Source organism: Enterovibrio sp. QJM3NY_24 (assembly GCF_057786035.1).
Genome location: NZ_CM173519.1, coordinates 3,294,010 through 3,310,353 on the forward strand (window position 1 = coordinate 3,294,010; position 16,344 = coordinate 3,310,353).

Sequence of the window (16,344 nt, forward strand, 5' to 3'; positions counted from 1 at the left end):
ATTTATATTTCGTTACAACTCATTTTGATTTCTCATATTATCCGACACGGGGTCATCCATGACCGTCTATACCACTCTCTGTTTCTTAGCTGCAGCAGCGATGCTCATTGCCTTTATCAACAGTAAAATAGGGCAGATGCAAACCACTATCGCGATCACTGCCGGTGCTCTGATCCTTTCTCTAGGTATTGTGATTTCCGGTCATAATAACTGGTTCCAATTAAAAGACTTTGCCGCAGAGACTTTGAACGAAGTGCACTTCGATGACTTTTTACTAAAAGGTGTACTTGGATTTTTACTCTTTGCGGGAGGCCTCGGTGTAAAACTGCCAAACCTTAAAGATCAGAAGTGGGAAATAACTGTACTCGCACTATTAGCGACACTCATCTCCACGTTCTTTATTGGAGGAGTAACTTGGCTGTTCTTTCAGTTAATTGGTATTCCTTTCGCGTTTATCTATTGCCTACTGTTCGGCGCACTCATCTCTCCAACGGATCCAATTGCTGTTTTAGCGATTGTTAAGAAGCTAAATGCACCAAGACGTATTTCAACACAGATTGAAGGTGAATCGCTGTTCAATGATGGCTTTGGCCTAGTCATCTTTATGACTCTTTTTACAGTGGCTTTTGGCTCTGAAACACCAACAGCGTTCGGCGTGGTAGAGTTGTTCTTGCATGAAGCCATTGGCGGTATTGTTTATGGGTTTCTCTTAGGGCTGCTATTTCACTATCTGATATGTCATACCGATGATCACTCTATGGAGTTATTGCTGACACTCGGCATTCCAACTGCTGGGTATGTATTTGCAAGTTTAATCGGCGTTTCAGGTCCTCTTGCGATGGTAGTGGCAGGGATAATGATTGGTAACTGGACCCGCTACATTGGTTTTTCAAAAGAAAGTGAAGATCATCTCGATCACTTCTGGGAGCTCGTTGACGAGTTCCTCAATGGAGTACTGTTCTTATTAATTGGTCTTAGCATGCTGACCTTCACTTTCCACAAGGAAGATTGGATCATCATGGCATTTGCCATACCGGCAGTGCTCATCGCACGCTATATCAGTATTCAGATATGCTATCTGGGCTTTAACCGTTACCGCGACTATAACCCTTACTCAATACGCATTCTAACTTGGGGAGGGCTACGCGGAGGGCTAGCGATTGCAATGGCAATGGCGGTACCTGCAGGCTATATGATTGTTCCCGAGAAGAACATCGATGTGCGAGAGATCATTCTTGTCATGACCTACGCTGTTGTTGTTTTCTCAATCCTCATTCAAGGCTCAACCATCACCAAGTTAATCGAAAAAGCCAAAATTGCTGAACGCGATATGGGTATACAACCCAGCACTTACAAACAGGCTGAGACGAAGACTCAAACAGAAACGGCAAAAGAATAGAGATATACAAAAAAACGGCCTGCAATGCAGGCCTTTTTTTAATCGTCTTTGGTAAATGCCGCTTCCGAGAACTGGTCGAGATCGTATGGTGTTTGTTGGTATACGCAGTAGTTAAGCCAATTACAGAACAAGAGGTGTCCGTGACTTCGCCAGCTAACATAAGGCTCTTTAGATGGGTCATCGTTAGGGTAGTAATTCATTGGCACAACTGGCTCCATCCCCTCACCCACATCTCGAGCATACTCATGATGAAGAGTGTGAGAATCATATTCAGGGTGACCCGTCACGAATACGTTTCGCTTATCTTTCGTCGCGGCAAGATAAACACCTGCAGTGTCTGAGGTAGCCAGAATATCGAGGTCTGTATTGTCAGCAAGGTACTCTGGAGAAAAATCCGCGTAGCGCGAGTGAGGTGCCAGAAACGAATCGTCAAATCCACGCAATATAGGATTATGACTTAACGCTTTATTGGTGCTGTGCCAATACACGCCGGAGAGCTTATCTTTTCTTGTTTTCTTTGGTAGATCATAAAGAAGCTTAAGACCTGCTTGTGCAGCCCAACAGACATACAAGGTCGAAGTAACGTGCTCCTTCGCCCAAGTCATGATGTCCTGAAGATGTTCCCAATAAATCACATCCTCAAACTGAACCAGCCCGAGCGGTGCACCCGTCACAATCAGCCCATCAAAGTTACGCTCACGGATAGATTGAAACTGTCTATAAAACGTATCTAAGTGCTCAGTCGGTGTATTTTTACTTGGCCTGTCGTCTATACGAAGTAGTTCTACATCCACTTGCAGCGGGCTGTTAGAAAGCATCCGCATAAACTGCGTTTCGGTCTCAATCTTTTTAGGCATAAGATTGAGCAATAGTACTTTCAGTGGACGGATATTCTGACTTTCTGCGCGCGTCGCTGACATCACGAAGATTTTCTCCTGACGCAGGATACTGGCCGCAGGTAACTGATCAGGAATTTTAATGGGCATCTTAAAGCACTCCCTTTTAAGATGTATAGACGTCTAGAATTCCAATAACCCTATAACATCCCTAATCAGGGTTCAAGAACATTTGTGAGATAGATCGTTGAGTGCTAGAAATGAAAAAACCCGCAGCGTTTCCGCTACGGGTTTGAAGAGGTATCTGGCAGTGACCTACTCTCACATGGGGAGACCCCACACTACCATCGGCGCAGCAACGTTTCACTTCTGAGTTCGGCATGGGATCAGGTGGTACCATTGCGCTATGGCTGCCAGAAAAATTTTAAAGCTGGTGCTGATACCCAGATTCGAACTGGGGACCTCACCCTTACCAAGGGTGCACTCTACCAACTGAGCTATATCAGCAAATTTTCTCTAACAAAGTCTTACTCATTGATGCTTTGTTTAAGAATCTATCGTTTGCGAAGCAAAATGACAGATTGAATTTAAAGCCTGGCGATGTCCTACTCTCACATGGGGAGACCCCACACTACCATCGGCGCTATTACGTTTCACTACTGAGTTCGGCATGGGATCAGGTGGGTCCATAATGCTATGGTCGCCAAGCAAATTTTGTATTGTCCCCCGCCAGCAGGCGGAAAACGAAAATCTGGGAAAATTCTGACTAGTGACTTCTCAATACACATTCAACGTTCTTATCTGAGTCCGCTAAAACCCCTTGGGTGTTGTATGGTTAAGCCTCACGGGCAATTAGTACAGGTTAGCTCAATGCCTCGCAGCACTTACACACCCTGCCTATCTACGTCGTAGTCTCCAACAACCCTTTAGGACACTTATAGTGTCAGGGATGACTCATCTCGAGGCTCGCTTCGCGCTTAGATGCTTTCAGCGCTTATCAATTCCGAACTTAGCTACCGGGCAATGCCACTGGCGTGACAACCCGAACACCAGAGGTTCGTCCACTCCGGTCCTCTCGTACTAGGAGCAGCCCCTCTCAATCATCCAACGCCCACGGCAGATAGGGACCGAACTGTCTCACGACGTTCTAAACCCAGCTCGCGTACCACTTTAAATGGCGAACAGCCATACCCTTGGGACCGACTTCAGCCCCAGGATGTGATGAGCCGACATCGAGGTGCCAAACACCGCCGTCGATATGAACTCTTGGGCGGTATCAGCCTGTTATCCCCGGAGTACCTTTTATCCGTTGAGCGATGGCCCTTCCATTCAGAACCACCGGATCACTATGACCTACTTTCGTACCTGCTCGAATTGTCATTCTCGCAGTCAAGCGGGCTTATGCCATTGCACTAACCTCACGATGTCCGACCGTGATTAGCCCACCTTCGTGCTCCTCCGTTACTCTTTGGGAGGAGACCGCCCCAGTCAAACTACCCACCAGGCACTGTCCGCAATCCCGATAAGGGACCAACGTTAGAACATCAAGCATACAAGGGTGGTATTTCAAGATTGCCTCCACACCATCTAGCGACGATGCTTCAAAGGCTCCCACCTATCCTACACATGTAGGGTCAATGTTCAGTGCCAAGCTGTAGTAAAGGTTCACGGGGTCTTTCCGTCTAGCCGCGGGTACACAGCATCTTCACTGCGATTTCAATTTCACTGAGTCTCGGGTGGAGACAGCGTGGCCATCATTACGCCATTCGTGCAGGTCGGAACTTACCCGACAAGGAATTTCGCTACCTTAGGACCGTTATAGTTACGGCCGCCGTTTACCGGGGCTTCGATCAAGAGCTTCTCCGAAGATAACCCCATCAATTAACCTTCCGGCACCGGGCAGGCGTCACACCGTATACGTCATCTTTCGATTTTGCACAGTGCTATGTTTTTAATAAACAGTTGCAGCCACCTGGTATCTGCGACTGCCTCTAGCTCCATCCGCAAGGGACTTCACCGGAGGCAGCGTACCTTCTCCCGAAGTTACGGTACCATTTTGCCTAGTTCCTTCACCCGAGTTCTCTCAAGCGCCTTGGTATTCTCTACCCGACCACCTGTGTCGGTTTGGGGTACGATTCCTTATAACCTGAAGCTTAGAGGCTTTTCCCGGAAGCATGGCATCAATGACTTCATCACCGTAGTGACTCGACATCGTGTCTCAGTGTTAATAGCGTCCCGGATTTACCTAAGACACCCACCTACGCACTTGAACTTGGACAACCGTCGCCAAGCCCACCTAGCCTTCTCCGTCCCCCCATCGCAGTTATAAGCAGTACGGGAATATTAACCCGTTTCCCATCGACTACGCCTTTCGGCCTCGCCTTAGGGGTCGACTTACCCTGCCCCGATTAACGTTGGACAGGAACCCTTGGTCTTCCGGCGAGGAGGTTTTTCACCCCCTTTATCGTTACTCATGTCAGCATTCGCACTTCTGATACCTCCAGCAAACCTTACAGTTCACCTTCAACGGCTTACAGAACGCTCCCCTACCCAACAACTCCGAAGAGTTGATGCCGCAGCTTCGGTGTATCGCTTAGCCCCGTTACATCTTCCGCGCAGGCCGACTCGACCAGTGAGCTATTACGCTTTCTTTAAATGATGGCTGCTTCTAAGCCAACATCCTGGCTGTCTGAGCCTTCCCACATCGTTTCCCACTTAGCGATAACTTTGGGACCTTAGCTGGCGGTCTGGGTTGTTTCCCTCTCCACGACGGACGTTAGCACCCGCCGTGTGTCTCCCGGATAGTACTTACTGGTATTCGGAGTTTGCAAAGGGTTGGTAAGTCGGGATGACCCCCTAGCCTTAACAGTGCTCTACCCCCAGTAGTATTCGTCCGAGGCGCTACCTAAATAGCTTTCGGGGAGAACCAGCTATCTCCGAGTTTGATTGGCCTTTCACCCCTAGCCACAAGTCATCCGCTAATTTTTCAACATTAGTCGGTTCGGTCCTCCAATTGATGTTACTCAATCTTCAACCTGCCCATGGCTAGATCACTCGGTTTCGGGTCTACTCCTAGCAACTTATTCGCCCAGTTAAGACTCGGTTTCCCTACGGCTCCCCTATTCGGTTAACCTTGCTACTAAAAGTAAGTCGCTGACCCATTATACAAAAGGTACGCAGTCACCCCATAAAAGAGGCTCCCACTGCTTGTACGTACACGGTTTCAGGTTCTATTTCACTCCCCTCACAGGGGTTCTTTTCGCCTTTCCCTCACGGTACTGGTTCACTATCGGTCAGTCAGGAGTATTTAGCCTTGGAGGATGGTCCCCCCATGTTCAGACAGGATACCACGTGTCCCGTCCTACTCGTTTTCACAATAAAAGCATTGTCGTGTACGGGGCTATCACCCTGTATCGCGCCACTTTCCAGAGGCTTCCACTAACACTTAAACTGCTTAAGGGCTAATCCGGGGTCGCTCGCCGCTACTGCCGGAATCTCAATTGATTTCTTTTCCTTCGGGTACTTAGATGTTTCAGTTCCCCGAGTTCGCCTCATACAGCTATGTATTCACTGCATGATACGTGCTTATGCACGTGGGTTTCCCCATTCGGAAATCGTAGACTCAAGTGGCTTTTACTGCCTTATCTACGCTTATCGCAAGTTAATACGTCCTTCATCGCCTCTGACTGCCAAGGCATCCACCGTGTACGCTTAGTCACTTAACCATACAACCCCAAGAGGTCTTTATGTATGGCAAACAACCAAGGTGACTCTCGTTAAAGAGTCGGTTCAAATTAATGAACGGTTTTTCGCCGGACTCAAATATATTCATCTTTCGATGAAACCAAGAACACTTGAATGTGTTTGGTGTTAATCCCATCAGGATTAACGTTTTGAGAACTTTTGTTTCGTTACCTCTCGGGTAGAGAGATAAGAAACAGATTTCAATTTATTTCCTCTCTATAAAGAGAAGTCATAAATCTACTAGTCAGCTTTCCAGATTTTTAAAGAGCAAAGTGTGTGTCTCTCAAACAGAGAGTGGAACCACTTTCTAATGATTTTCGACGCAAAAATGCGCACCCGATAACATAATTTGCTTATTGGGTCTGCGATTCCGTTGCAGAAAATTTTTAGAGAGTGGTGGGCGATACCGGGCTCGAACCAGTGACCCCCTCCTTGTAAGGGAGGTGCTCTCCCAACTGAGCTAATCGCCCACGATAGTTTTAATTCCCTCATGGAGAGAATGGTGGGTCGTGTAGGATTCGAACCTACGACCAATTGATTAAAAGTCAACTGCTCTACCAACTGAGCTAACGACCCGTGGCGTCCCATAGGGGAGTCGAACCCCTGTTACCGCCGTGAAAGGGCGGTGTCCTAGGCCTCTAGACGAATGGGACACTTATCTTTCAACAACTCGCGTTGCTGATGCGTTGAGGCTTGGGACCTCAACCACTCTTTACTTTTTCAACCTATACAATTTGTGTGGACACTGGCATTAATAGTATCGTTAAGGAGGTGATCCAGCCCCAGGTTCCCCTAGGGCTACCTTGTTACGACTTCACCCCAGTCATGAACCACACCGTGGTAAACGCCCTCCCGAAGGTTAAGCTATCTACTTCTGGTGCAGCCCACTCCCATGGTGTGACGGGCGGTGTGTACAAGGCCCGGGAACGTATTCACCGTGGCATTCTGATCCACGATTACTAGCGATTCCGACTTCACGGAGTCGAGTTGCAGACTCCGATCCGGACTACGACGTACTTTCTGGGATTCGCTCCACCTCGCGGTCTCGCTGCCCTCTGTATACGCCATTGTAGCACGTGTGTAGCCCTACTCGTAAGGGCCATGATGACTTGACGTCGTCCCCACCTTCCTCCGGTTTATCACCGGCAGTCTCCCTGGAGTTCCCGACATTACTCGCTGGCAAACAAGGATAAGGGTTGCGCTCGTTGCGGGACTTAACCCAACATTTCACAACACGAGCTGACGACAGCCATGCAGCACCTGTCTCACAGTTCCCGAAGGCACTAAGCTATCTCTAGCGAATTCTGTGGATGTCAAGAGTAGGTAAGGTTCTTCGCGTTGCATCGAATTAAACCACATGCTCCACCGCTTGTGCGGGCCCCCGTCAATTCATTTGAGTTTTAATCTTGCGACCGTACTCCCCAGGCGGTCTACTTAACGCGTTAGCTCCGGAAGCCACGGCTCTAGGCCACAACCTCCAAGTAGACATCGTTTACAGCGTGGACTACCAGGGTATCTAATCCTGTTTGCTCCCCACGCTTTCGCATCTGAGCGTCAGTCTTTGTCCAGGGGGCCGCCTTCGCCACCGGTATTCCTTCAGATCTCTACGCATTTCACCGCTACACCTGAAATTCTACCCCCCTCTACAAGACTCTAGCCTGCCAGTTCAAAATGCGGTTCCCAGGTTGAGCCCGGGGCTTTCACATCTTGCTTAACAAACCGCCTGCATGCGCTTTACGCCCAGTAATTCCGATTAACGCTCGCACCCTCCGTATTACCGCGGCTGCTGGCACGGAGTTAGCCGGTGCTTCTTCTGCAGCTAACGTCAAATTAATACGCTATTAACGTACTAACCTTCCTCACTGCTGAAAGTGCTTTACAACCCGAAGGCCTTCTTCACACACGCGGCATGGCTGCATCAGGCTTGCGCCCATTGTGCAATATTCCCCACTGCTGCCTCCCGTAGGAGTCTGGACCGTGTCTCAGTTCCAGTGTGGCTGATCATCCTCTCAAACCAGCTAGGGATCGTCGCCTTGGTGAGCCATTACCTCACCAACTAGCTAATCCCAACTGGGCCCATCCCGACGCGAGAGGTCCGAAGATCCCCCTCTTTGGTCCGTAGACATCATGCGGTATTAGCAGTCGTTTCCAACTGTTATCCCCCACGTCAGGGCAGGTTCCCAGCCATTACTCACCCGTCCGCCGCTCGTCATCTTCAAAAGCAAGCTCTTGAAATGTTACCGCTCGACTTGCATGTGTTAGGCCTGCCGCCAGCGTTCAATCTGAGCCATGATCAAACTCTTCAATTAGAATTTTTCTTGTTATCCCCATTTCCGAAGAAACAGGTCTAACGCTCAATGAATACTGAATTACTTTTTTGCCCTAAGGCAAATCTGCATTGACTGTGTTGACAGTGTCACTTCGAAAAGTTCAACCATCTTGGGTCACTCAGTTCATTGATAAATCTTATGTCTATCAAGTACGAGTGCCCACACAGATTGTATAGGTCAAATTGTTAAAGAACGTTGACTATTCAAGGCCTTGGCGCGTTGCGCTTCAGCAAGTCAGGCCGCGTATAATACGCGATTCTGATATTCAGTCAAGAAAAAACTTTCATCTATTTTCATTCGAAAATGAAGGGTAAAAATCTTTTTTTGACGTCGCTCACATGACAATCAGTAGGAGCGAAATAAAAGCCCGTTCGCTTGAACGGGCTCTCATTCAAATTTAAAGCCTGGCGATGTCCTACTCTCACATGGGGAGACCCCACACTACCATCGGCGCTATTACGTTTCACTACTGAGTTCGGCATGGGATCAGGTGGGTCCATAATGCTATGGTCGCCAAGCAAATTTTGTACTGTTCCCCGCCATAAGGCGAAAAACAAAAATCTGGGAAAATTCTGACTAGTGACTTCTCAATACACATTCAACGTTCTTATCTGAGTCCGCTAAAACCCCTTGGGTGTTGTATGGTTAAGCCTCACGGGCAATTAGTACAGGTTAGCTCAATGCCTCGCAGCACTTACACACCCTGCCTATCTACGTCGTAGTCTCCAACAACCCTTTAGGACACTTATAGTGTCAGGGATGACTCATCTCGAGGCTCGCTTCGCGCTTAGATGCTTTCAGCGCTTATCAATTCCGAACTTAGCTACCGGGCAATGCCACTGGCGTGACAACCCGAACACCAGAGGTTCGTCCACTCCGGTCCTCTCGTACTAGGAGCAGCCCCTCTCAATCATCCAACGCCCACGGCAGATAGGGACCGAACTGTCTCACGACGTTCTAAACCCAGCTCGCGTACCACTTTAAATGGCGAACAGCCATACCCTTGGGACCGACTTCAGCCCCAGGATGTGATGAGCCGACATCGAGGTGCCAAACACCGCCGTCGATATGAACTCTTGGGCGGTATCAGCCTGTTATCCCCGGAGTACCTTTTATCCGTTGAGCGATGACCCTTCCATTCAGAACCACCGGATCACTATGACCTACTTTCGTACCTGCTCGAATTGTCATTCTCGCAGTCAAGCGGGCTTATGCCATTGCACTAACCTCACGATGTCCGACCGTGATTAGCCCACCTTCGTGCTCCTCCGTTACTCTTTGGGAGGAGACCGCCCCAGTCAAACTACCCACCAGGCACTGTCCGCAATCCCGATAAGGGACCAACGTTAGAACATCAAGCATACAAGGGTGGTATTTCAAGATTGCCTCCACACCATCTAGCGACGATGCTTCAAAGGCTCCCACCTATCCTACACATGTAGGGTCAATGTTCAGTGCCAAGCTGTAGTAAAGGTTCACGGGGTCTTTCCGTCTAGCCGCGGGTACACAGCATCTTCACTGCGATTTCAATTTCACTGAGTCTCGGGTGGAGACAGCGTGGCCATCATTACGCCATTCGTGCAGGTCGGAACTTACCCGACAAGGAATTTCGCTACCTTAGGACCGTTATAGTTACGGCCGCCGTTTACCGGGGCTTCGATCAAGAGCTTCTCCGAAGATAACCCCATCAATTAACCTTCCGGCACCGGGCAGGCGTCACACCGTATACGTCATCTTTCGATTTTGCACAGTGCTATGTTTTTAATAAACAGTTGCAGCCACCTGGTATCTGCGACTGCCTCTAGCTCCATCCGCAAGGGACTTCACCGGAGGCAGCGTACCTTCTCCCGAAGTTACGGTACCATTTTGCCTAGTTCCTTCACCCGAGTTCTCTCAAGCGCCTTGGTATTCTCTACCCGACCACCTGTGTCGGTTTGGGGTACGATTCCTTATAACCTGAAGCTTAGAGGCTTTTCCCGGAAGCATGGCATCAATGACTTCATCACCGTAGTGACTCGACATCGTGTCTCAGTGTTAACAGCGTCCCGGATTTACCTAAGACACCCACCTACGCACTTGAACTTGGACAACCGTCGCCAAGCCCACCTAGCCTTCTCCGTCCCCCCATCGCAGTTATAAGCAGTACGGGAATATTAACCCGTTTCCCATCGACTACGCCTTTCGGCCTCGCCTTAGGGGTCGACTTACCCTGCCCCGATTAACGTTGGACAGGAACCCTTGGTCTTCCGGCGAGGAGGTTTTTCACCCCCTTTATCGTTACTCATGTCAGCATTCGCACTTCTGATACCTCCAGCAAACCTTACAGTTCACCTTCAACGGCTTACAGAACGCTCCCCTACCCAACAACTCCGAAGAGTTGATGCCGCAGCTTCGGTGTATCGCTTAGCCCCGTTACATCTTCCGCGCAGGCCGACTCGACCAGTGAGCTATTACGCTTTCTTTAAATGATGGCTGCTTCTAAGCCAACATCCTGGCTGTCTGAGCCTTCCCACATCGTTTCCCACTTAGCGATAACTTTGGGACCTTAGCTGGCGGTCTGGGTTGTTTCCCTCTCCACGACGGACGTTAGCACCCGCCGTGTGTCTCCCGGATAGTACTTACTGGTATTCGGAGTTTGCAAAGGGTTGGTAAGTCGGGATGACCCCCTAGCCTTAACAGTGCTCTACCCCCAGTAGTATTCGTCCGAGGCGCTACCTAAATAGCTTTCGGGGAGAACCAGCTATCTCCGAGTTTGATTGGCCTTTCACCCCTAGCCACAAGTCATCCGCTAATTTTTCAACATTAGTCGGTTCGGTCCTCCAATTGATGTTACTCAATCTTCAACCTGCCCATGGCTAGATCACTCGGTTTCGGGTCTACTCCTAGCAACTTATTCGCCCAGTTAAGACTCGGTTTCCCTACGGCTCCCCTATTCGGTTAACCTTGCTACTAAAAGTAAGTCGCTGACCCATTATACAAAAGGTACGCAGTCACCCCATAAAAGAGGCTCCCACTGCTTGTACGTACACGGTTTCAGGTTCTATTTCACTCCCCTCACAGGGGTTCTTTTCGCCTTTCCCTCACGGTACTGGTTCACTATCGGTCAGTCAGGAGTATTTAGCCTTGGAGGATGGTCCCCCCATGTTCAGACAGGATACCACGTGTCCCGTCCTACTCGTTTTCACAATAAAAGCATTGTCGTGTACGGGGCTATCACCCTGTATCGCGCCACTTTCCAGAGGCTTCCACTAACACTTAAACTGCTTAAGGGCTAATCCGGGGTCGCTCGCCGCTACTGCCGGAATCTCAATTGATTTCTTTTCCTTCGGGTACTTAGATGTTTCAGTTCCCCGAGTTCGCCTCATACAGCTATGTATTCACTGCATGATACGTGCTTATGCACGTGGGTTTCCCCATTCGGAAATCGTAGACTCAAGTGGCTTTTACTGCCTTATCTACGCTTATCGCAAGTTAATACGTCCTTCATCGCCTCTGACTGCCAAGGCATCCACCGTGTACGCTTAGTCACTTAACCATACAACCCCAAGAGGTCTTTATGTATGGCAAACAACCAAGGTGACTCTCGTTAAAGAGTCGGTTCAAATTAATGAACGGTTTTTCGCCGGACTCAAATATGTTCATCTTTCGATGAAACCAAGAACACTTGAATGTGTTTGGTGTTAATCCCATCAGGATTAACGTTTTGAGAACTTTTGTTTCGTTACCTCTCGGGTAGAGAGATAAGAAACAGATTTCAATTTATTTCCTCTCTATAAAGAGAAGTCATAAATCTACTAGTCAGCTTTCCAGATTTTTAAAGAGCTATGATGTTCTTTCGAATCACCACTTTCTAACAACACTCAGAGAATGTGTTTAATAAGTGGCGTCCCATAGGGGAGTCGAACCCCTGTTACCGCCGTGAAAGGGCGGTGTCCTAGGCCTCTAGACGAATGGGACACATCTGTTCTTTGTTCTTCAACCTATACAATTTGTGTGAGCACTTGCATTAATAGTATCGTTAAGGAGGTGATCCAGCCCCAGGTTCCCCTAGGGCTACCTTGTTACGACTTCACCCCAGTCATGAACCACACCGTGGTAAACGCCCTCCCGAAGGTTAAGCTATCTACTTCTGGTGCAGCCCACTCCCATGGTGTGACGGGCGGTGTGTACAAGGCCCGGGAACGTATTCACCGTGGCATTCTGATCCACGATTACTAGCGATTCCGACTTCACGGAGTCGAGTTGCAGACTCCGATCCGGACTACGACGTACTTTCTGGGATTCGCTCCACCTCGCGGTCTTGCTGCCCTCTGTATACGCCATTGTAGCACGTGTGTAGCCCTACTCGTAAGGGCCATGATGACTTGACGTCGTCCCCACCTTCCTCCGGTTTATCACCGGCAGTCTCCCTGGAGTTCCCACCATTACGTGCTGGCAAACAAGGATAAGGGTTGCGCTCGTTGCGGGACTTAACCCAACATTTCACAACACGAGCTGACGACAGCCATGCAGCACCTGTCTCACAGTTCCCGAAGGCACACCAAAATCTCTTCCGGCTTCTGTGGATGTCAAGAGTAGGTAAGGTTCTTCGCGTTGCATCGAATTAAACCACATGCTCCACCGCTTGTGCGGGCCCCCGTCAATTCATTTGAGTTTTAATCTTGCGACCGTACTCCCCAGGCGGTCTACTTAACGCGTTAGCTCCGGAAGCCACGGCTCTAGGCCACAACCTCCAAGTAGACATCGTTTACAGCGTGGACTACCAGGGTATCTAATCCTGTTTGCTCCCCACGCTTTCGCATCTGAGCGTCAGTCTTTGTCCAGGGGGCCGCCTTCGCCACCGGTATTCCTTCAGATCTCTACGCATTTCACCGCTACACCTGAAATTCTACCCCCCTCTACAAGACTCTAGCCTGCCAGTTCAAAATGCGGTTCCCAGGTTGAGCCCGGGGCTTTCACATCTTGCTTAACAAACCGCCTGCATGCGCTTTACGCCCAGTAATTCCGATTAACGCTCGCACCCTCCGTATTACCGCGGCTGCTGGCACGGAGTTAGCCGGTGCTTCTTCTGCAGCTAACGTCAAACGAACACGCTATTAACGTATCCGCCTTCCTCACTGCTGAAAGTGCTTTACAACCCGAAGGCCTTCTTCACACACGCGGCATGGCTGCATCAGGCTTGCGCCCATTGTGCAATATTCCCCACTGCTGCCTCCCGTAGGAGTCTGGACCGTGTCTCAGTTCCAGTGTGGCTGATCATCCTCTCAAACCAGCTAGGGATCGTCGCCTTGGTGAGCCATTACCTCACCAACTAGCTAATCCCAACTGGGCCCATCCCGACGCGAGAGGTCCGAAGATCCCCCTCTTTGGTCCGTAGACATCATGCGGTATTAGCAGTCGTTTCCAACTGTTATCCCCCACGTCAGGGCAGGTTCCCAGCCATTACTCACCCGTCCGCCGCTCGTCATCTTCAAAAGCAAGCTCTTGAAATGTTACCGCTCGACTTGCATGTGTTAGGCCTGCCGCCAGCGTTCAATCTGAGCCATGATCAAACTCTTCAATTAGAATTTTTCTTGTTATCCCCATTTCCGAAGAAACAGGTCTAACGCTCAATGAATACTGAATTACTTTTTTGCCCTAAGGCAAATCTGCATTGACTGTGTTGACAGTGTCACTTCGAAAAGCTCAACCGTCTTAGGTCACTCAGTGCATTGATAAATCTTATGTCTATCAAGTACGAGTGCCCACACAGATTGTATAGGTCAAATTGTTAAAGAACGTTGACTGTAGAAGCGACTCCGTGGAGACGTCTTCTCATCGTCAGGGCTGCGAATTCTACGCTGCCAGGCGATGAAGTCAAGAAGAAATTTTGAGATTTTTCAGCGTGCTGCTCACCGCATCCAAAACGTCTTGTTGACTCCCTTCAACCGCGATAAGCACTGGGCTTTTCCGTTGAAGCAGGCGGGCATTCTACTGATTGGGTCGTTAACGTCAAGCGTTTATTTCCGTTCAGTTTTGAAGCCGTTTTCGCCGTACTGATTGGGCTGTTTGTTCCGTGTGGAGCAGGTCGCCGTGTCAGTGAGTACGCATTATAGGGAGGCTTCGGGACTTGGCAAGGCCTTATTTGTGATTTCTTATTAAAAAGTAAGTCTTTGTATGAATTCCATGCGAAAGCCTTATTTCCACACATCTTATCAACAGCTATCACACATGTATCGGTGTATATCTATCAATTCTCACTTACCCCAATCTCCCCCTACCTAGCAATTTATCAGCCTGAATACGAAAATATCAGCGATGGAGTGAAATATCTCGTTCGTAGAAAGATCGGAAATATCTATAGATGTAGATGTAGATGTAGATGTAGATGTAGATGTAGATGTAGATGTAGATGTAGATGTAGATGTAGATGTAGATGTAGATGTAGATGTAGATGTAGATGTAGAAAAGCGTTGCTCTTCTTTATATAGCTGTCAAACAATAATAGATATATGTAGCGCAGGATATGAAGCGAAGAGGGAAAAGCCGCGTTATGAATTTGCAAAATTTAGATAAATAAAAAGCCAGGCAATGCCTGGCTTTTTATCGATAGGTTCAGCGTGCTTATTCAGCAGCTTCCTCAGCAGATTGCTCAGGACGATCTACCAACTCGATGTAAGCCATAGGGGCTTTATCGCCGACACGTACACCGCATTTAAGAATGCGAGTGTAACCGCCTGCACGAGAGGCAAAACGTGGACCTAGTTCGTTGAACAGCTTCGCTACAACTTCGTCATTACGAGTGCGAGCGAATGCAAGACGACGGTTAGCAACACTGTCGATCTTTGCTAGGGTAATCAATGGCTCAATTACGCGACGCAGCTCTTTTGCTTTAGGCAAAGTTGTTTTGATAACTTCATGAGTTACCAGAGAGCTAGCCATGTTGCTGAACATCGCTTTACGATGACTGCTGTTGCGATTGAGTTGACGACCACTCTTACGATGGCGCATGACCTAATCCTTCTAACTAAGTAATCAGTATCTGATTAATCTTCAGCGATTGATGCTGGCGGCCAGTTTTCCAGGCGCATACCCAGAGACAAACCACGTGAAGCCAGCACGTCTTTGATTTCAGTCAAAGACTTTTTACCAAGGTTAGGCGTCTTAAGAAGCTCAACCTCCGTACGCTGTACCAGATCACCGATGTAGTGGATCGCTTCTGCTTTCAAACAGTTAGCAGAGCGAACAGTTAGTTCCAGATCGTCTACAGGACGCAGTAGGATCGGATCGAACTCTGGCTTCTCTTCTTTCTCTTCAGGAACTCGTACATCACGAAGATCTACAAATGCATCCAGTTGTTCAGCAAGAATAGTTGCTGCACGACGGATAGCTTCCTCAGGATCAAGCGTACCATTGGTTTCCATATCGATAACCAACTTGTCTAGGTCAGTACGCTGTTCAACACGTGCTGCTTCAACATTGTAAGCAATACGGTCTACTGGGCTGAACGTCGCATCAACAAGTAGACGGCCGATAGGGCGCTCGTCTTCTTCAGTATGAATACGGGCTGACGCTGGTACATAGCCACGACCACGTTCTACCTTGATTCGCATGCTTATTTCAGCATTTGAATCTGTCAGGTGGCAGATTACGTGTTCTGGGTTCGCAATCTCAACACCACCGTCGTGGGTGATGTCGCCTGCAACAACAGGGCCTGCACCAGACTTATTAAGAGTAAGGATAACTTCATCTTTACCCTCTACCTTAACGGCCAGGCCTTTAAGGTTAAGCAGGATTTCCAGGATATCTTCCTGTACACCCTCTTTGGTGCTGTACTCGTGCAACACGCCATCAATCTCTACTTCTGTCACTGCGCAACCAGGCATAGATGACAGTAGGATACGACGTAGAGCATTGCCTAGGGTGTGACCAAAGCCACGCTCTAGCGGCTCAAGAGTTACTTTTGCGTGCGTCGAGCTTACTTGTTCTATGTCAACTAGACGCGGCTTAAGAAATTCTGTTACAGAACCCTGCATTGTGTCCTCTCTTTAGTTTA

The 16,344-nt window shown here is 48.8% G+C and carries 4 protein-coding genes, 5 tRNA genes and 7 rRNA genes; 1 reads left to right on the plus strand and 15 read right to left on the minus strand.

The annotated features are described in order from the left end of the window. Nucleotides 1-58 precede the first annotated feature (58 nt). Nucleotides 59-1,399, plus strand: a complete 1,341-nt coding sequence (locus AC3CIC_RS14700; protein ID WP_488514964.1) for a cation:proton antiporter — start codon at nt 59-61, stop codon at nt 1,397-1,399. Between the two features lie 38 nt (nt 1,400-1,437). Here the strand turns inward: AC3CIC_RS14700 and metA are convergent, their stop codons facing one another. The 15 genes from metA to AC3CIC_RS14775 form a co-directional block, all read right to left on the minus strand. Further along, the gene (gene metA / locus AC3CIC_RS14705) at nt 1,438-2,385 is read right to left on the minus strand and encodes a homoserine O-acetyltransferase MetA (protein WP_394211755.1); all 948 of its coding nucleotides are present in this window, start codon (nt 2,383-2,385) and stop codon (nt 1,438-1,440) included. Nucleotides 2,386-2,537: 152 nt separating this feature from the next. Beyond that, nucleotides 2,538-2,653 (minus strand): 5S ribosomal RNA (gene rrf, locus AC3CIC_RS14710). Nucleotides 2,654-2,666: 13 nt separating this feature from the next. After that, nucleotides 2,667-2,742 (minus strand) — tRNA-Thr (locus AC3CIC_RS14715). Nucleotides 2,743-2,827: 85 nt separating this feature from the next. After that, nucleotides 2,828-2,943, minus strand: a 5S ribosomal RNA gene (gene rrf / locus AC3CIC_RS14720). Nucleotides 2,944-3,066: 123 nt separating this feature from the next. After that, nucleotides 3,067-5,960: ribosomal RNA gene (locus AC3CIC_RS14725) — 23S ribosomal RNA — on the minus strand. 413 nt (nt 5,961-6,373) lie between these two features. Continuing rightward, a tRNA-Val gene (locus tag AC3CIC_RS14730) sits at nt 6,374-6,449 on the minus strand. Between the two features lie 30 nt (nt 6,450-6,479). Further along, nucleotides 6,480-6,555, minus strand: a tRNA-Lys gene (locus AC3CIC_RS14735). A 1-nt stretch (nt 6,556) separates the two neighbouring features. Then, nucleotides 6,557-6,632, minus strand: a tRNA-Glu gene (locus AC3CIC_RS14740). 111 nt (nt 6,633-6,743) lie between these two features. Beyond that, nucleotides 6,744-8,288, minus strand: a 16S ribosomal RNA gene (locus AC3CIC_RS14745). A gap of 423 nt (nt 8,289-8,711) precedes the next feature. Next, nucleotides 8,712-8,827, minus strand: a 5S ribosomal RNA gene (rrf, locus tag AC3CIC_RS14750). Between the two features lie 123 nt (nt 8,828-8,950). Beyond that, a 23S ribosomal RNA gene (locus tag AC3CIC_RS14755) occupies nt 8,951-11,844 on the minus strand. Nucleotides 11,845-12,190: 346 nt separating this feature from the next. Further along, a tRNA-Glu gene (locus tag AC3CIC_RS14760) sits at nt 12,191-12,266 on the minus strand. Between the two features lie 62 nt (nt 12,267-12,328). Then, nucleotides 12,329-13,873, minus strand: a 16S ribosomal RNA gene (locus AC3CIC_RS14765). The 16S, 23S and 5S rRNA genes sit together here with 5 tRNA genes alongside, the layout of an rRNA operon. A gap of 1,039 nt (nt 13,874-14,912) precedes the next feature. Next, nucleotides 14,913-15,299: a 50S ribosomal protein L17 gene (gene rplQ / locus AC3CIC_RS14770; protein ID WP_016962034.1), complete on the minus strand. Its 387-nt coding sequence runs from the start codon at nt 15,297-15,299 to the stop codon at nt 14,913-14,915. A gap of 35 nt (nt 15,300-15,334) precedes the next feature. Next, nucleotides 15,335-16,324, minus strand: coding sequence for a DNA-directed RNA polymerase subunit alpha (locus AC3CIC_RS14775; RefSeq protein ID WP_002541536.1), 990 nt, complete (start codon nt 16,322-16,324; stop codon nt 15,335-15,337). Nucleotides 16,325-16,344: the final 20 nt, after the last annotated feature.